This is a genomic window from Streptomyces sp. NBC_00670 (assembly GCF_036226765.1).
Taxonomy (GTDB): domain Bacteria; phylum Actinomycetota; class Actinomycetes; order Streptomycetales; family Streptomycetaceae; genus Streptomyces.
The window spans coordinates 5,058,932-5,079,230 of sequence record NZ_CP109017.1 but is presented as its reverse complement, the minus strand read 5'-3'; the positions used below and the strand labels follow the sequence as shown (position 1 = coordinate 5,079,230).

The 20,299-nt window shown below is 63.9% G+C and carries 26 protein-coding genes and 1 tRNA gene; 8 read left to right on the top strand and 19 right to left on the bottom strand.

The window, feature by feature from the left end:
- Window positions 1–60: 60 nt before the first annotated feature.
- Window positions 61–495: a response regulator gene (locus OIE12_RS22725; protein ID WP_329138176.1), complete on the bottom strand. Its 435-nt coding sequence runs from the start codon at window positions 493–495 to the stop codon at window positions 61–63.
- Between the two features lie 256 nt (window positions 496–751).
- On the opposite strand from OIE12_RS22725, the gene OIE12_RS22720 reads away from it, so the two are divergent.
- Window positions 752–823 (top strand) — tRNA-Arg (locus tag OIE12_RS22720).
- A gap of 261 nt (window positions 824–1,084) precedes the next feature.
- On the opposite strand, the gene OIE12_RS22715 is transcribed toward OIE12_RS22720, so the two are convergent.
- From OIE12_RS22715 to OIE12_RS22680, 8 genes are all read right to left on the bottom strand, one after another.
- Entirely contained in the window at window positions 1,085–2,473 is a 1,389-nt protein-coding gene (locus OIE12_RS22715; protein WP_329138174.1) for a tyrosine-type recombinase/integrase, read from the bottom strand.
- Complete coding sequence (locus tag OIE12_RS22710; protein ID WP_280849307.1) at window positions 2,470–2,682, bottom strand: helix-turn-helix transcriptional regulator; 213 nt, start codon at window positions 2,680–2,682, stop codon at window positions 2,470–2,472. The genes OIE12_RS22715 and OIE12_RS22710 overlap by 4 nt, the downstream gene beginning before the upstream one ends.
- Window positions 2,672–4,042, bottom strand: a complete 1,371-nt coding sequence (locus OIE12_RS22705) for a replication initiator (protein WP_329138171.1) — start codon at window positions 4,040–4,042, stop codon at window positions 2,672–2,674. The genes OIE12_RS22710 and OIE12_RS22705 overlap by 11 nt, the downstream gene beginning before the upstream one ends.
- Window positions 4,039–4,299 (bottom strand): hypothetical protein, encoded by a 261-nt coding sequence (locus OIE12_RS22700; RefSeq protein WP_329138169.1) that lies wholly within the window; start codon window positions 4,297–4,299, stop codon window positions 4,039–4,041. Before OIE12_RS22700 ends, OIE12_RS22705 begins: the two co-directional genes overlap by 4 nt.
- A 104-nt stretch (window positions 4,300–4,403) precedes the next feature.
- On the bottom strand, window positions 4,404–4,694 hold the full coding sequence (locus OIE12_RS22695) for a hypothetical protein (RefSeq protein ID WP_329138167.1): 291 nt from the start codon (window positions 4,692–4,694) through the stop codon (window positions 4,404–4,406).
- Between the two features lie 32 nt (window positions 4,695–4,726).
- Window positions 4,727–4,921: a hypothetical protein gene (locus OIE12_RS22690; protein ID WP_108014878.1), complete on the bottom strand. Its 195-nt coding sequence runs from the start codon at window positions 4,919–4,921 to the stop codon at window positions 4,727–4,729.
- A 12-nt stretch (window positions 4,922–4,933) separates the two neighbouring features.
- Window positions 4,934–6,253 (bottom strand): FtsK/SpoIIIE domain-containing protein, encoded by a 1,320-nt coding sequence (locus OIE12_RS22685; protein ID WP_329138161.1) that lies wholly within the window; start codon window positions 6,251–6,253, stop codon window positions 4,934–4,936.
- Entirely contained in the window at window positions 6,253–6,600 is a 348-nt protein-coding gene (locus OIE12_RS22680) for an SCO3933 family regulatory protein (RefSeq protein ID WP_329138160.1), read from the bottom strand. Before OIE12_RS22680 ends, OIE12_RS22685 begins: the two co-directional genes overlap by 1 nt.
- 202 nt (window positions 6,601–6,802) lie before the next feature.
- Here OIE12_RS22680 and OIE12_RS22675 point away from each other — a divergent pair, with 202 nt between their 5' ends.
- Together OIE12_RS22675 and OIE12_RS22670 are read left to right on the top strand one after the other, a co-directional pair.
- Complete coding sequence (locus tag OIE12_RS22675) at window positions 6,803–7,543, top strand: GntR family transcriptional regulator (protein ID WP_329138158.1); 741 nt, start codon at window positions 6,803–6,805, stop codon at window positions 7,541–7,543.
- Window positions 7,544–8,432: 889 nt separating this feature from the next.
- Window positions 8,433–9,161 carry a protein kinase family protein gene (locus OIE12_RS22670; protein WP_329138156.1) on the top strand — a complete coding sequence of 243 codons (729 nt, stop codon included), beginning with the start codon at window positions 8,433–8,435 and terminating at the stop codon, window positions 9,159–9,161.
- 166 nt (window positions 9,162–9,327) lie between these two features.
- On the opposite strand, the gene OIE12_RS33505 is transcribed toward OIE12_RS22670, so the two are convergent.
- The 5 genes from OIE12_RS33505 to OIE12_RS22650 all read right to left on the bottom strand — a co-directional run bounded on the left by OIE12_RS33505 (window position 9,328) and on the right by OIE12_RS22650 (window position 12,704).
- Window positions 9,328–9,549: a nucleotidyltransferase domain-containing protein gene (locus OIE12_RS33505; RefSeq protein ID WP_358582765.1), complete on the bottom strand. Its 222-nt coding sequence runs from the start codon at window positions 9,547–9,549 to the stop codon at window positions 9,328–9,330.
- A gap of 56 nt (window positions 9,550–9,605) precedes the next feature.
- Entirely contained in the window at window positions 9,606–10,139 is a 534-nt protein-coding gene (locus OIE12_RS22665) for a hypothetical protein (protein ID WP_329138154.1), read from the bottom strand.
- A gap of 116 nt (window positions 10,140–10,255) precedes the next feature.
- A complete protein-coding gene (locus OIE12_RS22660; protein WP_329138152.1) occupies window positions 10,256–11,014 on the bottom strand; it encodes an HNH endonuclease signature motif containing protein in 759 nt (252 codons plus the stop codon).
- Between the two features lie 369 nt (window positions 11,015–11,383).
- Window positions 11,384–11,860 carry a hypothetical protein gene (locus OIE12_RS22655; RefSeq protein WP_329138151.1) on the bottom strand — a complete coding sequence of 159 codons (477 nt, stop codon included), beginning with the start codon at window positions 11,858–11,860 and terminating at the stop codon, window positions 11,384–11,386.
- Between the two features lie 190 nt (window positions 11,861–12,050).
- Complete coding sequence (locus OIE12_RS22650) at window positions 12,051–12,704, bottom strand: hypothetical protein (RefSeq protein WP_329138149.1); 654 nt, start codon at window positions 12,702–12,704, stop codon at window positions 12,051–12,053.
- A 217-nt stretch (window positions 12,705–12,921) separates the two neighbouring features.
- On the opposite strand from OIE12_RS22650, the gene OIE12_RS22645 reads away from it, so the two are divergent.
- The 4 genes from OIE12_RS22645 (at window position 12,922) to OIE12_RS22630 (ending at window position 15,862) form a co-directional block, all read left to right on the top strand.
- Window positions 12,922–13,398, top strand: coding sequence for a hypothetical protein (locus OIE12_RS22645; protein ID WP_329138147.1), 477 nt, complete (start codon window positions 12,922–12,924; stop codon window positions 13,396–13,398).
- A gap of 231 nt (window positions 13,399–13,629) precedes the next feature.
- On the top strand, window positions 13,630–14,079 hold the full coding sequence (locus OIE12_RS22640) for a hypothetical protein (protein WP_329138145.1): 450 nt from the start codon (window positions 13,630–13,632) through the stop codon (window positions 14,077–14,079).
- A gap of 195 nt (window positions 14,080–14,274) precedes the next feature.
- Window positions 14,275–14,700 (top strand): hypothetical protein, encoded by a 426-nt coding sequence (locus tag OIE12_RS22635; RefSeq protein WP_329138143.1) that lies wholly within the window; start codon window positions 14,275–14,277, stop codon window positions 14,698–14,700.
- A gap of 556 nt (window positions 14,701–15,256) precedes the next feature.
- On the top strand, window positions 15,257–15,862 hold the full coding sequence (locus OIE12_RS22630) for a hypothetical protein (protein ID WP_329138141.1): 606 nt from the start codon (window positions 15,257–15,259) through the stop codon (window positions 15,860–15,862).
- A gap of 304 nt (window positions 15,863–16,166) precedes the next feature.
- On the opposite strand, the gene OIE12_RS33500 is transcribed toward OIE12_RS22630, so the two are convergent.
- From OIE12_RS33500 to OIE12_RS22610, 5 genes are all read right to left on the bottom strand, one after another.
- Window positions 16,167–16,547, bottom strand: coding sequence for a toll/interleukin-1 receptor domain-containing protein (locus OIE12_RS33500; protein ID WP_443053887.1), 381 nt, complete (start codon window positions 16,545–16,547; stop codon window positions 16,167–16,169).
- Window positions 16,548–16,558: 11 nt separating this feature from the next.
- Window positions 16,559–17,014, bottom strand: coding sequence for a hypothetical protein (locus tag OIE12_RS22625; RefSeq protein WP_329138139.1), 456 nt, complete (start codon window positions 17,012–17,014; stop codon window positions 16,559–16,561).
- 433 nt (window positions 17,015–17,447) lie between these two features.
- On the bottom strand, window positions 17,448–17,768 hold the full coding sequence (locus OIE12_RS22620; RefSeq protein WP_329138137.1) for a hypothetical protein: 321 nt from the start codon (window positions 17,766–17,768) through the stop codon (window positions 17,448–17,450).
- Between the two features lie 4 nt (window positions 17,769–17,772).
- Window positions 17,773–18,093 carry a hypothetical protein gene (locus OIE12_RS22615; protein WP_329138135.1) on the bottom strand — a complete coding sequence of 107 codons (321 nt, stop codon included), beginning with the start codon at window positions 18,091–18,093 and terminating at the stop codon, window positions 17,773–17,775.
- Window positions 18,083–18,643, bottom strand: coding sequence for a bifunctional DNA primase/polymerase (locus OIE12_RS22610; protein ID WP_329138133.1), 561 nt, complete (start codon window positions 18,641–18,643; stop codon window positions 18,083–18,085). The genes OIE12_RS22615 and OIE12_RS22610 overlap by 11 nt, the downstream gene beginning before the upstream one ends.
- 387 nt (window positions 18,644–19,030) lie before the next feature.
- Between OIE12_RS22610 and OIE12_RS22605 the strand changes: the two genes are divergently transcribed.
- Window positions 19,031–20,278, top strand: a complete 1,248-nt coding sequence (locus OIE12_RS22605) for a hypothetical protein (protein WP_329142140.1) — start codon at window positions 19,031–19,033, stop codon at window positions 20,276–20,278.
- Window positions 20,279–20,299: the final 21 nt, after the last annotated feature.

Sequence of the window (20,299 nt, the reverse complement as noted above, 5' to 3'; positions counted from 1 at the left end):
ATGTGGACGGGGGCGGCGTGGTTGTGGACGGCTCCGGGCTTTAGCGGACGGCTCCGGGCTTCAGGGGGCGGACTGCGCCCCGGCCCCCCGGGAGGCCGACCCCTCGGCACCGCTCCCCCGGGGCCGCTCCAGCAGCTCCCGGACGACCCGCACGAGCTCCTCGGGATCGAACGGCTTGGCAAGAAAGACATCGACGCCGACGTCGAGCCCGCTCTCGACCTCGTACTGCGTACAGGCACTGACGACAGCGAGCGGTAGATGCCGGGTACGGGGATCGCCCCGCAGCCGGGCAGCAGTCCGCAGCCCATCGAGCCGGGGCATGACCACATCAAGGGTGACGACATCGGGCCGCACCCGATGCACGACATCCAGACACTCGACACCATCGGCCGCGGTCACGACCTCGATGCCCTCCAGCTCGAGGTTGACCCTGATCAGCTGCCGGATGACCTTGTTGTCGTCCACAACAAGCACCCGGCCGGACGCGCCTGACACAACTCGAGAGTAGGTCGGGACGGGGGGCGGCGTCCGGGTTTTGCCTACTTCCGACCCGGGTGGGGGGGGTGGGGGGCGCGTTTGTGGACACCTCCGAGGCCGTCGGGGTCGGCGGGGAAGGGACCGGGGGGCGCCCCGGCCTGCTGGGGTGCCCCCGCACCCGACACGTCCACCCCCAAAACCCGTTCATGACCACGCCGAAGGAGCTGGTAGTGTTCTACCCGTCGCCGCAAGCAACACGAACCGCGGCCGACACGCCCCCGTAGCTCAGGGGATAGAGCAACGGCCTCCGGAGCCGTGTGCGCAGGTTCGAATCCTGCCGGGGGCACCTCGGATGAGGTGCCCAAAGACCCCGCCACCAGCGCGTTAGCTGAGTGCGGGGTCTTCGCGTATGTGCAGGCGGATGCCGCCGAAAGCAGCCGTTTGCCAGTGATCACGTTGTAATAGCGTGTTGATCTTGAAGGGCTTCGCGGCAGGTCAGAGACCGTTTCGCAGGCCCTTGAGAGTAGCCCTGTGGACCATACGTGGACGAGCCGAAGCCCCGGGCTCTCGCAGCCCGGGGCTTCCATCGGTCGATCATGTTCGGTTGTCAGTGCGTTGGGTCGTCCCCCTCCCCCAGCCCCTGCATGATCCGGTCGTTCATCTCCTGTTCCTGGCCGTCGATGCACTTCGCATAGATCTTCAGGAGGACGTCAACAGAGTGGCCCGCGCGAGCGGCGACCTCCGGCGCCGGCACTCCGGAGTTGAGCCACTGGGAGACGCCCGCGTGCCGGAGGTCGTACGGACGGAAGGCCAAGACCGAGGACACCTGGTCGGGGACGAGCGCCAGTTCTCGCGCCTGCTTCCACGCCCGCGAGTACGACGAGGCAGCGATCACATTGCCCCGCTCGCTGGAGAACAGTCGACCGTCATCCGCCGTGCCGAACTCGTCCAGGTGCTCGCGGAGCAGCCGCACCAGCGGAGGCGGAATCGGCACGGTCCGCACCTCACCGTGGGCCCGCTGCTTCAGGCCGCGCCGATCGTGCGCTTCCCCGGTGTCCGTCCACGCTTTCCCCGCAGTGGGACGGGTCTCCGCCAGCTCGATACGGCCCCAGCCCGACGCCGAAAGCGTGCAGTCGGAGCGGCGAAGGCCGAGCGCCTCCCCCGGCCGCATGGCCGCGTAGTACAGGCAGCCGAAGAACGCCCGCAGCCGCCGGCCGCTCGCCCGGTCGTAGCCGCCCACATACGTGAGCGCGGTCAGCAGTTCCCGAGCCTGCCGAGGATTGACCACCACCCGGCGGTCAACCTCCTGCAGCGCCCGCTTGCCCCGCTTGCGGCGGACCCGACTCAGCGGATTGGACGGCAGGTGTTCCAACTCCACCGCATACTCCAGCGCGTTGAAGACCACGGCACGCCGCCGCCGGTACGTCTGCGTCGCCGCGGGCTTGCCGTCCAGCCTCCGGCCCAGCGCGTCGATCAGGTCATGCGCCCGGCTGATCTCTTGCAGCTCCGCCACGGGAAGCGACGCCTTCTCAATCCACTTCGCCGCCGCGGCGATCTCCTCCGGCCGCTCCCGCTCCCTACGGGGTACGGGCAGGACGTACGAGCGCAGTGCCCGCCGTAACACCTCGGGAGCGGGCCGCCCCCGCCCCGGCTTCACCAGGACAGGAACGACCGTCGCCAGCGCATCGGTCATGCTGTCCCGTTGCTTCGCCGACGCCTCCGCCCAGCGGGCATCCACGTACTTCACCGCAAGGTCGAGGGAGGACAGCGCCGCCTTGCCCCCTCGCAGCGAGTCGGGCAAACCGGTGACGGTGTCGAATGGCTCGCCTTTATCGAGCGCCCGCACCAGCTTGGCGCGAAAGCGGTCGGCCAGCGTCTTGGTCTTGTACGACTCGCTGAACGGTTGTCCGTCGACCACCCAGCGCACGAGGTAGGTCGGTTTCTTGGTCGTCTTGTTGACTGAGATCTTCCAGACGGAGACCTTGTACGACTTCACGACGCCGCCCCCTCCGCCCGCTCCTCCAGCCAGTCGTTGAGCACGTCCCGCCGAACCCGGAGCTCCCCGTTGGGCAGCCGGATACAGGGCGGAGCGAGCCGCAGTTCCCGCCAGCGGTAGAAGGTGCGCCGCGAGATGCCGCCCAGTTCGTCGAGCACCTGCCGGACGGTGAGCAGTTCGGCAGTCTTCGCGCGGCTGTCACGCGCCATCGCGACCACCGCCTTCCCTCACGGAAGCGGCAAGGAGTGCCGCCGCCGGCGAATAGCCGCGCCCCGCATAACGCCACCGACCGACCGTGACAGTCGGGCCATCGGCCAGGCCAAGCGACGCCCGCTGCTGCTCCGCACGGTGATCGGCACGGGCCTGCCGGAGGGCGGTCAGTGTGGTCGAGTAGCGGCGTGACTTGGTGGAGAAGTGCCCGCCGTACCCGAGCATGTGGGCCCAACGGCGCAGCCCGAGCGGCTCGAACTCCGGCAGGCCGCCGAGCCACCAGCACGTGCCGATCATGCGCAGCACGTGCGCACGTACGGGCAGCATGACCATGTCCCGCGCGTGGTAGATCCGGCCGTCTACTGCCCCGGCGGACTCCGCTCCTTTCGTGGCGTACTTGGCGATGTAGCCCGCCACGGCCGCCGCGGGGGCAGGCCGCTCCCTCTCATCCCTGCCGTACGAGGCGACCGGTCGTACGTCGACCTGCGTGCCGAAGCGGAGCTCCCGCGGGCCGACGACTTCCGCCCCCGGAGCGGTCAGCCGCACCCGACCGGCCACCTCCCGCACGGCGTCGATCAGGAGTGGCACGGTCGCCCAGCCCGGCGGGGGCGAGTCGGGTCCGTCCGGTCCGTCGAGGCGGATCACGCCATGGAAGTGGACCAGGCCGCGCCGCTGGTACTCGGAGACCTTCGCGTACGAGAGCCGGGCGACTTCCCCGAACTCCGTCCGCGATAGCCCGGCACGCCGTGCAACCTCCCGCCGCAGCTCCAGCCCGAAGCGATGCCAGAGCCGACCGGCGAACGCGTGCCAGAGGACAGCGCCCGCGTAGTCGTAGCAGCGCGGACAGAGCGGCTCGCCGAGACGGAGATCGTCCGTCGAGTGACGCTCACGGCATCCGGTTGGCCGACCATGGGGACACGACTCCCCCACCCGACGGGGACGACAGGCCCGTACGCGCCCGTCGCGTTCCCGCCGTGTGTGAACGGGGCCGAAGCCGGGAGCGGTGAGCGTGGCGAACACGCGCGGGTACCCGCTCACCGCCTCCGTGACGTTCTTGCCGCCGACGAGCCCGGCCCGGATGAGTTGGTACGTGTCCGCCCGGTACAGGCCTGAGCAGGCCGGGCAGACCGTCGCGCGTCGGTTGCCGCACGCGACGAGCAAGCGACCGCCGTAGACGTCAGACCCATAGGAGCGCAGAACCGCGCCTGTAGTCGTGTCGTAGACGGTCGCCGCGCCGACCAGGTGAATCGGGTTGGTGCAGCCACCGACGCGGACGATGTTCCGGCGCCAGGCCGCGAAGTCCGCCTCTAACGCCCTGGCGACCAGGGCAGCAACGTTCGTCGTGAGGTTCGTGGTCATCGGCGATCACCCCCACCACCGAACGCATGCGCCATCACGGCTGAGATGCCCTCCGGCCGAGTCTTGGCGCTGAAGCGGAACGTCGGGTCCGTGAGCCAGAGCGCCGCGGCGTGCGCGGGGCACAGGCGCTGTTCGGTGTCGTCGAGCCCGACGAGGACGACCTGTTCCTTGCCGGCGCAGGTCGAGACCTCCGAGTCGCGCTGCCTGAGTTCGCAGTCGGGCAGCGGGGATTTGCGCGAATGATGCGCGCTGGTCAAAGTGTGAGTGCTCCTTTCACTGCTCATGTGGCGGATGGAGTGGGTTCCTGACGGGGTCGGGTTTGGCGACTTCGCGCCCCGTCGGGAGCCCGTCATACGGGCGATCACTGCCGCTCCTTTGCCGGGGTCGCGACGGCGACGTACGCGATCGGTCCGAATTCGCGGCGAGCGTTGAAGTAGCCCTGGCCGAGGTCTTCCGTCGGCACGCCGAGTGGAGCGGCGACGGACTCCACTCCCTCTCGCCGCCCGTCGGAGTCGCACGCGTCGACCAGGACGACGATGGATGCGTGGCGCGGTACGACGACCGCGGAGTTGGCTGTCAGGAAGTCGATCAGCTCCCGCAGACCGGCCAGGAACGCGGCACGGTCACCGGAGCGGATGACGTATGCGGACATTGGTTGTTCCTCTCTCGCGTCAACAGGTCGTTTCAGAAGCGGAGTTGGCCGAGGAAACCGTTCACGCCGTCGAGGAAGGCCTGAGCGAACGGCGCGGCCACGGTCTTGGAGAGCAGGAAGCCGAAGGCTCCGCAGAGCAGCGCGTCGGCCCACCGCAGGTACCGGATGCGCAGAAGGAACCAGATCAGCAGGCCCAGCAGCAGGACGGCGGACATGGACACGAGCACGGCAGGCCCCTTTCACGGCGCTTCGACGTGCAGTTCGGACAGGACGGGTGTCAGGTGCGCGTACTCGGCGGCGACGGCTTCCGCTTCCGCCTCCGTGATCAGATGGGACCGCGCGCGTTCCCAGCCGTCGCCGGAGGCGAGGACGGCCGTCCCGGCCTGTTCCGGGGTGATGGCTTGCGCCGCCTTCAGGGCGTCGGGATTCAGATCCCCGAGCGCCATTTCGGCCGTACCGGGGTCGGCGACGCGATGGCAGACCCGGCCGCCGAGCTGTGCCCGCAGTGCGGTGACGCCTGGCCCCAGGTCGGAGCCGACACGTTGGCCGGCGACGACGAGGAACACACCGAGGGCCGCGCCGAGTTGGGCTAGTCGGATCAACGCCGTACCGGCCGCCTGCGCTTCGTCTTTCTCGTTCCGGTTCGCGACGAGGAACAGTTCCGCGAGCTCATCGACGATCACGACGACGGGGACCGGGCGTTCCTTGTCCGGCAGGCCCCAGATGTTGCGCACGCGAGCCGCGCGGCAGATGGTCATGCGGTCGAGGGTCAGGTCAACGAGTGCGGCCAGCAGTCGGACCGCCTGCTCCCGGTTGGTCGCGAGGGCGGACAACCGGGGTTCGTAGAGGGACAGTTCCATGCCGCCCTTGCAGTCAATCCCGACGAGGGCGACGGATTGCGGAGCCAGCCTCGCGACGAGGGCGTTGATCAGCGTGGACTTGCCGGAACGGGTGGCACCCACGATCAGCCAGTGAGGCACGCGCCGCAGGTCCAGCACCCACGCGTCCCCAGTCTCCAGCGCACCCACGGTCACCCGGAGCAGATGGCCAGGGCCCTGCTGCTTCGGTATCCGTGGAGCGGCCAACGGGTCTGCGGCGGAGGCGACGATCCGTACGACCCCCGGCTTCCAGGAGGTCACCCGCACCGCGTGAACCTGCCAGTCCTCCGCCATGGCAGGCGCAGCCTTGACGAAGTCCTCCGGCACCTGTCCGGGTAACAGCCGCACCAGCAGCACGAAGCCACCGGAGGTCGGGCGTATGAGACCGCGACGCGGCACCCGCGGCTGAGGCGGAGACGCCCCGTTTCCGACGAGCCCGGACACGATCGTCAGTGCAGGCCGCCGACTGACAGCGAGCCCGCACCCGGCCATCAGAGGCCGCCAGGTCTGCGTGACGCGGAAGGCGGCGACAGGGAAGCCGAGTAACAGCCACCAGGCAACGGGGTAGCGGCGGCGCAGCGCCGGGCCCGCGATGAGCAGGCCCGACACCAGCACTGCGGCCACCACCAGAACCCAATTCGGCCCGGTCACACCGGCCGAAGTGGTGGAGGCCAACTTCATCACTGCGCGGCCCCCTTACCCGCCGGAGCGGGAGCGTTCAGGGGTCGGATCTCCGCCGCACGGAACGCGATCCCGTGCCGCCCCTCGTTCTCCCACGGCGTGGCGACCAGGTCCCGCACGGCCACCGGCATGCCGAGCTGCACGCCGCTCGGTTCACCGGCCACGCTCACGTTCACGACGTCCGCCGACGCCCCGGCCATCAGGCAGAGGCCGACTTGGTACAGGGTCTTGCCGGTCTCGCGGTCGACGCGAAGCTGACCGGTCTCTCGGTTGGCGACCCGCGGAGCCGGGGGCACGGCGCAGATGATCCCCGTGAACTTCGCGGTGTCGATCGGAAGGCTTGCCACTTTTTCGGATCTCCTCTTCTCTGGCACCCAGAGGCGAATCCTCCGGGTTGCTAGACCACCCGTAGTACGGGCGACGCAGACAAGAGTGCAACCCGTACTACGGGTTGTCAACCGCCTAGGGATGAGAGAAGCTGTGCACGCTCGTAGACGAGCCGTCTACGCCGACGCACAGCCGCAGACGCCACGGCCACGGAGGGCCCGCATGCCGCCGAAGAACACGCAGCCGAAGTATCGGCAGATCGCCGATTACCTGCGCGATGGCATCCTGGACGGCACATTCCCGGCCGGCCAACCGCTCCCGTCGGAGGAAGCGTTGGCGAAGCAGTTCGGCGTGACGCGTCCCACAGTCCGTCAGGGCCTCTCCGAACTACGGGCATCAGGTCTCGTCGAGGCCATCATGGGCCGCGGCACCTTCGCCCGCTCCCCCCACAGCCGCCCCAGCCACACGCGCCCGCGCGGCGTACGCCGAGCCCCCGACGGCCGCTACGTCGAGGCCGACGGCATCCGCTGGACCGACGCCGAGCCGCCCCTAGCCACCCGCACTGACGCCCCGCTGGCCCTGGCGGACGTACTCCGAATCCCACCGGGCGAGCCGATGTTCACGTACGACGCCCTACAGACGGCAGACAATGGCCGCTTGCGCCAACTCCACCGGACGTACGTGCCGTTCTCGGTACTGATCGACACGAAGTACGAGGAGGAGGCACCACCGCCGGCGCCGGAGCTCTACGGCGCGCTCGCCGACCTGGGGCACGAACTCCACTTCACGGAATACGTCCGCACCCGCATGCCCCTACCGGACCAGGCCCAGGCCCTCCGACTCACTGACGGGGTACCCCTCCTACACGTCATCCGCGTGACGCTCACAGAGGCGGACAAGCCCTTGGCTCTGGAGGAGTTCCACCTGCCGGGTGACGAGTTGGAACTGCAGTTCAGGCTGTAACTGAACCCTCGGTGGCTCAGATCTTCTTCACGTAATCAAGGCCCGCGCCCGGCGCGGGCGCGCGCCGCCTCTGCGGCGCGGCCTGCCTCCTGTCTGCGCCCCGGCTGGCCGCGCCCGGCGGCGCGCTGCGTGCAATGGCGGGATGTTCCCCGCAGGTCAAGGACGATGCCTCCGGCGAGGGATCGGTCGGCACCGGGTGGGAGGGGGCGCCGTTCCCGGCCGCGGGCACATCGTGGTGAGCGTGGCGGGCTCCCATCCCGTCCACCGTCGACCCAGGCAAAGCCGAGCAGACGCGGCCCATGGCGTCCAGGTCGTTCGTACAGTGGCGCGCTCCACCTGGACGCCATGAACCACGCCCGCTCCACGGTGTGTGGGTCGACGGCGGACGGGACGGGAGCTAGGGAGAGTGGTGTGGGCGGGCCACTCCGCCTGGCAATTCCTGGATTCTCACCCCGTCACCCCTAGTCACCCCTTAGCCTGACTGAATAGCGAAATCGAGAAGACTTGCAGAAATAGCCGCTCACGTTTGACGTAACCGTCAAATACAGGCAGAGGATAGGAATAGAGAAGTGGCTGACCCGACCGAGTTGATGTTGGCCGACCTCTCACAGAGGTACGCGGACATGAATGTTTCGAATGCATTCCTGCGTCTTTACGTGAGTGACGCGCGCTTCGGTCGCGCTTTCGCTAGCCTTCACGAGCGACTGAACGGGCATTTTGAGTCCATAAACGACAGAGCTGAGACGACCAAGCATTACTGGGCCGAGAACAGCAGACAAATGCTCGCACTGGCCAGAGAAGTGAACGATTTTCTCCACTCTCTTAAGCGCCGGTTTTTTCTCGCCCAGACACCGAGATCAAACTCAAGAAGTCCGCAGAACGCAATCAGTTGCAGCTGATCGGCGAGGGGTCGTACGCAAAGGTCTTCTCATTCACCGACGCTGACTATGGAATCAAATTCGCACTTAAGCGCGCCAACAAGGACCTGGGGGAACGCGACCTTTTCCGTTTCCGGAAAGAGTTCGAGATCCTCAAAGAACTGAGCTTCCCTTACATCGTCCAGGTCTTTCAATTCGACGAAAATCGAAACGAATACAAAATGGAGTTCTGCGAATCCACGCTTCGGAACTACATCAAGAGGCGCAATAATCAGCTACCATTCTCCTCACGGAAGAGAATTGCGCTTCAATTCTTGTACGGCATAAATTATATCCACAGCAAGGACCTACTCCATCGCGACGTAAGCCTACAAAACGTCCTGGTGAAGACCTTCGATGGCAACGCCGTTCTCGTGAAGCTCTCAGACTTCGGCCTGGTAAAAGACAGGAATTCAGAATACACCCGGACGAGGACCGAGACGCGCGGAACAATCCTGGACCCCCTACTGCTCAGCTTCAAAGAATACGACGTTTGCAATGAAATCTATGCGATCGGATGGGTGCTTTCCTACATATTCACCGGCAGGGAAGCCCTGATGTCTCAAACAAATGCGCCGAGTCGGATCGTGCGGAAATGTACAGCACATGATGTTGCTGAGCGTTACCAGAGCGTACGTGAACTAATCGGCGACGTTGAGAAACTAGAAGCGACTCCTACCACTACGGACGCGCCAGCTTGACATCTGATAGCCACTTAACGCCTGTGACGGCACCTGAGTGTCTAACCCGGCCGAAGCTGCTTCCGATAGACAGCCTTCGTCGTCGCCTGACTGGTGTGGCTGACAAACTGGGCGATGCGCTCCAGTAGGATGCTGTGGGCCGCCCGTCGCCAGCCCGGCCGAGGACTCAAGCTGCAATAAGTCGCCTAGCATTAGTTATGTTTATGAAGTCGTAGTGTGATTCCTCATCGCGGGTCATAGCAATGATTTCCACAGGCGGCAATGAAAGTTCCCAATATCCCATTTTTCGGATGCTGGTCACATCCTCTCGGCAACCGTAGATGATCAAAACATCCAAATCGCGTGGTTGCTCCGACCGCAGCATCGATCCGAAGACCCAGATCTCCATGCCGGGGAAGCCGGCGGCGCACTCGCATAGCTCATCGAGGATTGGCCAACGTCGCCTCAGGTCCATCTATCGCGGACTTTACTGGCAAAGTCATCCAATCTATACAGGGGAACATTGGCTTCGCGAGCGCTAGTAACCACCCGCTTCCCGAATCCTTGTGCTGACGGGTTCGTGATAACCAGGGCATCGATGTCGAGACTTGGGTACTCGTCAAGAATTTGGGAGAATCCTTCATCGGTCAGCTCGTAGCGGTCATGGGTCACCACGGTCAACGATCGGAGCCCATTGGTTCGCTGCAGCTCCCAGGCCCGATGGCCTCGGCGAATCACGGAGATCACAGCTCTTGTGGAAAACATGCGCTTCCTGAAATATGACTCTTCAGGGTGGACGTAATCAGAGATGTCATCGAGGAATGTGATCGCACGATTGAAGCCGCCGAAAGTATCCACACAAACACCAAGTTCCAGTGCCCGTGAATGGACATCAGGGTCAACCGGCCGTCTGGTCACGATTACCATGCCCACTTCGGGGAGATTTCCAAGCGCCTCTTCAAGCATTGGCACGGTAAATGGCAAGCTGTCCGGCTCCACGCAGTACCCGGTAGCATCTGGCCGGCCTGCGCGCACCACCCTCACACCGCAGTCGCCGACAGCCTGGACGCTTCTCCCGGAGTCCTTGAGCTGTTTGACCACCCACGATCGGATGCTCATGTATCACCCTTCATAATCGAGTCTATCCCCTCCGGGAATCGCGTGGACCCTGGAGTCCAGTTCCCCTCCAGGTGACGCTCCTCAAGCTGCTGCGCATGTATGGCAAAAATATCGAGAGTTGCCTTCTCTGCGACTGTCAGCAAGTCACGATTCGATTGCAGGAGGTCCAGCAAGGCTCTGTTATTTGGGATGACCGTATCCACCACATGTCGACTCCATTGATCGGCGCGGGTGTCATCGAATACGTCATCGAGTGGGCCATATAGCTGAAAGACTGCCCGGTTGGCGCCCAGGAGGGGTTCTATGGCGGCTCGCGCTTCATCCCTCGACGTGAACTGCGGCGTCCCGAAGGCGATGGCACGCGCTCGCTGACTCCGCTCTTTCCAGCGGCGCAATATTCCCGCAGGGTACTGACTAGGGCCCTTGTCAATCATGGTGTGGCATGTAGGGCACAGTACGAGAATGTTCGTCGGGTCAGCACGCTCTGACTCGGTGAGGTCCGGACCCTCTGTTGCGCGAGGCCCCTTGGTACTTGCTGGAATGATGTGTGCAAGCTCCGCCACGTGCACCTGGTCTACAAAGGCATGTAGATCAACTCGACATCCCGGATTTTGACAGTGGCCGCCAGATTCCGACCAGAGTATGTCTTTTGCGGACTGTGAGAGCTTTACCCGATTTGTCGATCTTGCTGCCACCCTTGCAACCTCCAGGAACCGCCGTACGAACCCAGACCGTTGAAAGGCCCTGGATGCCATTGTCCCACTGGCCAAGACCCCCGGCATGGGATTTGAGCACATAGCGATGTTGGAGGCCCAGCTCAGCGAAGCCGCGGTCCGACCGTAGCGCGTGCCCACCTAGACGACTGGAACAGAAGACCCGCTTAGCGGCGCACCGAGAGCAGGGCTGTCTAACTGCGTGACAACGCCGACGGACTGCGGCGGACACCCTCGCACACCTACGGACCATCACAGCAGGTGAGGGGTACACCGGCCCAAGGTCGAGCCACCGCCCAAGTTGCTTCGGGACGAAGAGGTCGTGCAAGCTGAGCCCTTCGTCACCTGCGTCGCGGGGCGGCCAGCATGGGTTGCTCTGGTCGACGGCGCCGGCAGCATGGCAGGGTTCGCCTAAGCCGGGTACTTCATCAGGAAGGCTTGCACCCCGTCGATGAACAGCCGCACCTGGTGCTCGTCGTAGTCACCGTAGTTCCCGTGCGCAGCCTTGTTCCGGAGGTCCATCCAGGCGGTGACCTGCTTTTGCTGCAACCCGTCGTACACGCCGGCCTTCTTGAGGTCGGCGTTCATCGTATCTGCCTTCTTCGGCTTGCCTGCCACTGCGGTGGCCACTCCGCTCTTCACGCAGAGTGCGCGAACGTGGACTTCGAGGGACGTCCCCGTGATGACCGCTGCCGCGTCCTTGTACCCCTTGGCGAGAAGACCGTCCGCCATCTCCAGGTAGTCGCTGTAGGTGTCGGCGTGTACCAACTCGACGACCGACTCAACCCATCCGGCAACCAAGTCATCGCGTAGCCCCAAAGCAACGTGGCGCACTTCGATGAGCCGATTTGGTTGCGCCCTGCGACGAGCGATGTCGAGCTGCTTCATGTAAGACGAACCTGGCCATGTGGCTCTCTCAATAGCTGATTCAAGCCTGTTAGACAGCACAGTTGGGTCACTCGTACCTGTATCAACGAGAGACCAAAGTTGATCGCCTGCATAGTTCTCGGATGCCTTGATCAGAAAATTGAGCTGGTCCACCATCTTCTGAATTTCAACCATCATTGGTCCTCTCGAACTATGCCGGGTATTTGAGCATGAAGTCGCGAACGCCGTTTGCCAGGGCCCGAACTTCTGTGATGTCGTACTTTTCATAGTTTCCGTGTGCGGCCTGGTTCCGGAGGTCCATCCAAGCTGTAACTTGCTTCTCCTGCAACGTAGCGTAGACGTCTGCTTTTTTTAGGTCAGCGTTCATTGTGTTTGCCTTCTTCGGCGCTCCGTCAGCTAGCTCAATGTCAACACCATGCTTCACACACAGTGCCCGGATGTGAACTTCAAGAGCTGTCCCTACGATTACTGCGGCTGCATCCTTATATCCTGAGCCGAGCAAGGTGTCCGACATTTCAAGGTAATCGCTATGAGTATCGGCATGCACCAACTCAATAACCGACTCAGTCCACCCTGCCTTGAGGTCATCACGGAGACCAAGAGCAATGCTGTATACATCGTGAATCTTGTATCTAGTACGCTTCTCGCTCCGGTGAAGATCGAGCTGCTTCACATAGCTACTGCCAGGTAGCGCGAGCCGATCGATCGCAGATTCAAGCCTGCTCACCAACAGCCTTGCCTGATTCGAGCTGTCGGCGCCCTCAGCACGCGGCGGACGGATAAATTCTTCGTACTGTCCAATCAGCTCATCGAGCTGAGCCACCATCTTCTCGATGTCCGCCATAACCGCTTCTCCGCTCACTCGCTGCCAGGAGGTGAACCGGCGAGCATACAACCAACTCAGCTTCGCGCTCTAGTGAGTTGCCAAGATCTACCGGGCCGTGGCCTTCTCGTAGAAGGCCTCGGGTCGGCTGCAGTCCACGCCGCTGCCTGAGCTCCCATGCCACAAAGCGCTGACGGTGCGCCTGTTGGCCTCTGTGCTCTGCTCGTACGTTAACCGAGTGGAATGGTTAACCTTGATCAGCACGTTGAGCGGCGCCGTGCTCGGTGTGGGCTCGACACTCGTCGTTGAAGCTGTTCGTGCCAGGCGCGAGCGAGGAAGCCACCACGTAGAACTACAACGCACGGCTTACGTCCGCTACCTCACTGCGCTCACCGAGACCGAGGCCGCGCTACAGGCGCTCGCGCTGAGCCGTTCGACACCCATCGCGAACGCCGAAGTAGTCGCAGCCTTCCGCTCACGCCATGTGATGGCAGCGCGATACGAGTTATACCTGGTGGCGCCATCAAGCGTGTACAGCGCTGCCCACGAGGCCTACGACCGGTTGAGAGCAATGCGAGTAGCCATCGCCACGACCAACGTCGTCGTGAGTGATGACTCCGCAGACTGGCAGGCCATCCACGTCCCTTACGACGATGCGTTCCGCCAACTTCGCGTCGCCATGCGCGAATCGCTGAGTCCTGGTCTCAGCCTCTGAGGCGAGACGTCCGGGGAGCCAGTGAGACGTCTTTCTCGCACCCACAGTCGAATGTGTGTCGAAGTTCGGTGCCCGCACACGTTGACTCGGTCAAAGCTGCAGGTCAGGACATCATGGTGTCGCAGGCACCGGGCGCCTTCTAAGCGCTACGCCGACGCCGTGGCCGTGCGGCGGGCAGCCAACGCCGATCAGGTCGCCTTGGACGCGTGCTCACCTGGGCACGATGAACGCATGGCATCGGAGTGGATAGCCCCAGTGGTCACCGGAGTCTCGGGAGCCATAGGAGTCGTGTTCACGTGGCTCGCGGGAGCCCAGGGTAGAGCACACGCAGAGCGCCTGGTTGCCCAGTCGCAACAAGCCGAGCAACGCGCTTATCTGCGCAAGGAGCGGCGTGACGCGTACTTTGCGGCACTGCGCGTAGCCATCCTGGATGTGCGCCGCCTTAGGTACGGGCAGGCGCGCAAGGTCAGAAAGCTCCGTGAGGTAGAGCGGTACTGGACGAAGACCAAACGCATCGAAATGAGCATGGAGGCCCTCATCGCTCTCCATGCGTTCGGCAGCGACGACGCCCGCCGGTTCGCCACGGAATGGCGGGTGGCCACAGAAGCCGACGACCTGGACACGATGCAACGGCTCGTCGGCCAGTTTCGCGAACTCATGCGGCTTGAGCTCCGAGAGTAACCACGGCCTCACCACGTCAGGTCGGTCGGAAGCACCTCAAGGAGAGAGCCTCCAGTCCACGTCACCTAGCGCACCTTGTCCGTGCCTGCGGATCTGTGGGCACGGCATCCTGCCGTGGCGAGCTGGCTTTAGCGACGATGGGCCCCGTAGGACTGCTGTACTTGGGCTCAGACAAGGCCTGAGATTGGGGGGCGCATGGGCATCGAGGAACGGTGGCAGCGCAGGCAGAAGCAGATCGTGTCGGAAGCTGACGCCCGGGAAGCTGAGAGCGTCCGTCGGCACAACGATCGACTCGACGATGTGCACCAAATGTTGGTGGAAGCGGCGCGGCAGGCCTTTGAGCGGGGCGATGGGTGGTTCGAGGCTGAGATACCGAAGCGTACGGCAGGCAGATTGATCGACTTCCCTCTCTCCGAGGTCAGGCGCGAACACCCGGCCGTGTCACCCTCTCCACGCAGTGACCTGCTCTCGAAGATCGAGGACGAGGGTTGGGAGCTACACACTGCTCAGTACCTGTACGTCCAGCTCGCCGAGGAGTCGCGAGACAAGGTGTTCTCGTCGGGGCAGCACGTGAAGATCCAGGGCGAGATCATCGGGGTGTATCTGTTTCGGAGAGTGTGAGCGCAGCGAGCCCGGGGCCGTCTGCGGGCCGTCCGAGGCCCCCCGAGGCCACTCGACGACAACCGACAGTGACAGGCAAGTCTCACCAGCCAAACATGAAGCCGCAGGTCAGGGGGCTCCCGTCATACGGGTTACCACCCGAGGCTGGACCTCAGGCAAGATGGGGTGTTTCTTGTCGTGTTGCGGCAAGGCGTACGCCAACTAAGCGCCGCACCTGAGCACTTGTCCTGATCACATCGGCACCCGGGAGGCCTGCAATCCCGCATAATGCCCCTCTCAGATGTGAGGGGGCGTTATGACATCGCGGGGTCAGCGAGCAGGGACATCCGGGGCTCGCGCACGGCTCCGGCGCGCCCGGACACGGACAGCCATTCAGCAACGTGTGCAACCCAGCGTCACCAGGCCGGCCCGCACACCGCGTTGGAGGACGTCGATCGTTCGGAGCGTGGCGCTTCGCTCGGCGACTCGGACGGTTCCAACGCCTCCCCCCGACCCAGCAGAACGGCGGGCTGCTTGGCTCTCATCGTGGGGCACCTTTGCCTCAGCCATCGCAGCTGTGGTTGGGCTGGTCGTTTCGGCGCTTGCCACCTACTACACAGGGCTTGCGCTGCGCGACCAACAGGCAATCAATAAGGATCAAAACGAACGGGAGCATCGGTCACAGGCACTGCAGGTGGGCTTCTGGTACACCAACAGTCAACCCGCCAAGGGGGAAGTTGCCGTCGTCAGCAATCGATCACCCGATGCAATCTATCAGCTGACGGTGAGGTTCACGTTTCCCGAGTGGCCATCAGGCCCAATTTCCGCCAAAAAGTCCGGTCTGAAATTGCACGAGGTGAATGCGGAGTACACCTCAGCGAGCTTGCCCCCTTGTACGCAAATGGTGTTCACCAAGAAGACCCTGCGTGCGGCTTTTGACCTTCTGGCAAAGCACGCTGGTGCCGACGTTGAACAACCGATATCGACAGCTCTAGTATTCGAAGACACCCAGGGAGCCAAGTGGGCACGAGGAACCACGCTTCGCGAACTGAATTCCCTCGAAGGATTTGGGATGGCGGCCAAAAATCTCGGTCAGCGTATAAGCTCAGGCAAACTCGTCGCGGAAGTCCCCAATGGAGACGTAGCCACAACACGCCCTGAGCCCAATTGTGGGAATTCTTAGTTAAGCTCACTCCGTCGCAATCTGGCGCGACGGAGCACTTTATTGTGGCCTAGGTACCTGAGATCAACAACCTGAACATCTGAAAACCCTAGCAGCCGGTTTCATAAGGTCCGCCGATCGGCGCGACCGTGCGCCACAGCGTGTCAGGTATTGATCTAACTCCTAGCACGCTGGTCAGGGCGCGGTAGGTTATCCGTGGACTGACCTTGCTCGGCGAGGCGCAAACGCAGTCCTGAAACAGCGACGTTACCTGGAACCCGAGAAGCCTCCGGAGTCGTTGTGGTAGCTTGAGTGGACTCGCCGCTCATTCGCTCACGTAAGGCTGGTCCGGCAACAAAGGCTGACGGCCTTCGGGTGGCAGGTAGCCAGGCCACGGCCAGCAAGCTTCACCGTATCGCACGAGAGTGGTATCAGAAATAAGCGCTGTCATCGTGATTTTCATGTATAGCGCAGTCTCAAATTCCCAGCGAGTCCACTCGGTATTCAGGTAATTGCTCGACGCGACAGCGACAAATACGTTTGCCTCTGTTAGTGCATCGATTACAGCCTTACTTCGGTCGGTATCCGGTACGTGAGGTTCCAGGTCGTCTATGTAAACGTAATCAGCGTCGCTCAGGAGGGCGCGGATTTGGTGTAGCCGCGCAATGCTATTATCACGCCTCGCATAACTAACGAAGTAGCGCACCAGGTCACACCCTATCCATCAAGCCAGCCAACCGCGTAGGCCCACGCAGCCAGGGCGAACAGCAGGCCTAGGACTAGATAGTATGCCATAGAAGCGTTGAAGGCCGCGCGAAGGCGACCGACAGCTTCTGTTTCTGGAATCTTGACATTCTCTTCGGGACAGCGTTCCGCCCTGCGTGCCCAAATGGGAACCATGAGCGCTCTCAGCTTCCTTTGGTAGAAATAGCTAAAACTGTCGGCTATCCAGAAAGCCGCAATTACCAAGAACCCTGCCGTGAATAGAGAGGCGCCAGGTTTCTTGTCCCCGAAGGAAGTGATGATGGTTCCGACGGGGACCAGAATCAATGCACACAGTTTCTTAAGCTCAAGACATGCTTCGGAAGCTTTCAAGGTTGCTGCGTGAAGCTGATCAAGTTGATCCTTGTCGAGGTCATCTGCTGTAGGCCCAGTCACTTCTACGCCATTCATGCCGGTGTCTCACTCATGCCATTACGCCGATGGACATCCCATCACGAACCATCTGCGGCGCGCAGGATTTTGGTGATCCAGTGGTGCTCTGGTAAGGACGAGGGATCTCTCATCGATCCCCGCAGCGCTGTACCGCAGACGAGTTGGCTGAGCGTACGAAGCTGAACGGGCCGCCGACTGGGGAGGAGCGCTGCAGGTTGGTCGTCCTGGGCCGTCCGCGGCTCCCCGGGGAGCTGGAGTACAGTCCCGCCGCAGGTCATCGCAGCAACTGCCGCTAGAAGACTCGAGCTTCCCAACCTGATGTCACATGTCGGTCTGCCGCTTCGTCCGGGCTGCGGCGCTGGGGCGCCGGTCCCGGCCGAGCGGCAGACCGACATATATACCGAGGGCATCAGGGGGCTCATGACGCTTACGTAACCAGCGTCCACAGAACTCAGGCAGCAGACGCTTCGCGCCGAGTGGTCGTAGGCAGCTCTGCCGTTGTGCCGCGTAGCTCCGCTTCCAGTCCTGCCGTGATCAGTTGCGCCAGCAGTTCGGCCGCTTCAGGGCGCACGGTGCCGAGGTGCACCAGCCCCTCGCCGAAGACGTTCACGTCGGCCACTAGGCCGGGAAAGTCGGACTCCAGCCCAAGCAGCACGAGCTGATCCGCCAGCGTGCCGGCGCTTCGCCGGGCGCGGTTCCAGCCGCGGACGTAGGGCACGCCGGGCGACAAGTCTTCCGCACGCTTGGCCACCACTCCTCGCCGGTCGGTCATGGCGTCAGGTCCTTCCCTTGTGCTCGTTGGCGTTGGCCAGCGCCTGCTCAACGCCGCCGCGTTCCCCACCGAAGCCGCTTGCCAGCGCCAGGCGGAGCAGCTCCGCGAGGCGTTCGGCCGTGTCCGGGGACACCCGGCCCAGCTCGACGAGGCCGTGCCCGAAGGCGTTCAAGTCCGCACGCAGGTACGGGAAGTCCTTTTCCAGGCCCGCGCGTACGAGGGCATCCCGTAGTGCGGTGGTCGCGTTTCGGGCCGCGTACCATCCGTCGCTGTCGAGGGGCGACCACGTGGCAGAGTCGTGCCCAGTCTCCGGATCACCCTGCATCGGTGGTCGTCTCCTCAGGGAGCGCAGCGACCGCCACGTAAGGCGTCGGGTACTGCTCGTCGAAGCGGTCGATCCTCGCCAGAAGTTCAGCGGAGGCCACCAGCGCGGTAGCGAGGGCAACCGGCCGCAGCGGGTTTGCCTCTGGCCGACGCATCGGCGCGCGGAGCCACTGGTAGCGGTCGCCGGAAAGCGGGATGGGGCCGGGCACCACGACCGCGGAGCCATGGCTCAGGTACCGATATGACGGCGGGGAGGGGGTTTCGCGTGCGAGGTAGTGCGCGAAGGCGTCGCGGCTCTGCGAGCCGAGGAAGAACCCGACGCGCTGCGCCTTGCGGTCGACGACCGACGGACCGAACGGAAGGCCACTGCGCATGAGCCGATCGAACATCTCCAAGCCGAGCCGCTGTTCAACGCTCACCACGTCGAAGAAGCGGCCCGTCGCGAGCAGGCACGGCATCCGCGGGTCATCCGTCCACACCTGTCGGCACTGAACCGGGTCGTCCGCCGCGGCAGACAGCCATTCCATGCCGCGCCTGGTCATCCTTTGCACGTCGTCTCACCTTCAGTCGGACTACGGTGCGGCCCCGATGCCGCCGTACGTCCAGACTCCCGATGGAGCACTGACCAGGGCAGATGACGAGAGGTGACGGGGGATGACGCGTCCACGCACGACGCGTCATCCCCCGTCCTCCCCCCTTCCTGACAGACAAGCTCCGTTTACCGCCTGCACAAGGCGATCACCAGTACGTACATTCAGTAACGGAACCCCGAGAGTTGTCGCACCGGCATCACGCAGGGAGTGAAAGGCGCCTTGAAGCCGACCAATGTCCGCTTACGTGAGGCTCGCACGGGACGGGGCTGGAGCCAGCCACGACTAGTAAGGGAACTGCGGCAGGCCGCCGCCCAGCGCGGCCACCAACTCCCGTCGGACGCCAGCGTGAAGCGGCGTATCGCCAGTTGGGAGAATGGGCACAGCACCCCGGACGACTTCTACGGCCCGCTTCTGTGTGACGCGTTCGCCACCAGCGCGGCCGAACTCGGACTGACCCACGGGGAACTCAGAGGCAGCGCAGTGCTCGATGCCGCCTATCCCGCGAGCCCGGATGACGCCATTCGGACGGTCGGCGAACTGTGGCGTGCCGATCTGAACCGATTCGACCCGTTGCTCACCGCGGAGCCGTCCGAGCCCGCATGGAACGAGGCGTCCCTCCGGTGGCTGGTGGCACCCGAGCCGGGCATCCCCCGGCCACCTACCGAAGGCCCCCAAGTCGGTCTCGGTGACGTGGCAGCCATTAAGACCACGGCAGACATGTTCGCCCAGCTCGACGACCAGTTCGGCGGAGATCACGCGCGTCACTCGGTCATCCAGTACCTCACCAACGATGTGACCCCGCTCCTGCGAGGCCGGTACACGGAACAGGTGGGCCGGGTTCTCTTCTCCACGGTGGCGGAAGCGACCCTCCTGGCTGGCTGGATGTCCTACGACGCCTGTCACCACGGACTCGCGCAGCGGTACTTCCTCCAGGCCCTTCGGTTCGCCCAGGACGCCAACGACCGCCGCCTCGCGGGCAGCATCCTTTCAGCGATGAGCCATCAGGCGACGTTCCTGGGGCGGTACACCGAGGCGGCCACTCTCGCCCGGGCCGCGCTCATGGGCATCTCTCCGGTGGCTACACCGACGTTGCGCGCACAGTTCCATGCGATGGAGGCCCGAGCCCTGGCGCGAACAGGCGATGTCGCTGCCTGCGAAGCCGCCCTGAGTGCGGCGACCAAGGCGCTTGAGAGCCGGAACAACGAGGACGAGCCTGAGTGGATCAGCTACTTCGACGAAGCCGAGCTTGCCGCCGAAGCCGCCCACTGCTTCCGTGACGTGAACAGCGCCCGTCGAGCCGTCGCCCACGCCGAGAACGCCATGAGCGGCAGTCACGTACGGAGCGACTTCTTCGCGACCATGGTTCTGGCCGACGCCCATCTACGGGCCGGGGACGTCGAGGAGGCATGTCGCGTAGCACTCGACGCCCTGGATCTCGGAGAACAGCTCAAGTCGGCGCGGTGCATCAGCTACCTGGCCGAGTTCCGCCGAAACCTCAGCGCGGCCGGCCGAAGCAGCGCGGCGCGTGAACTTGGAGAGCAGGCCCGCGACCACAGATTGTGGGTCGCTTCGGAGCAGTACGCCGAACCATGAGTACCAGCCTCAGCGGGAGCG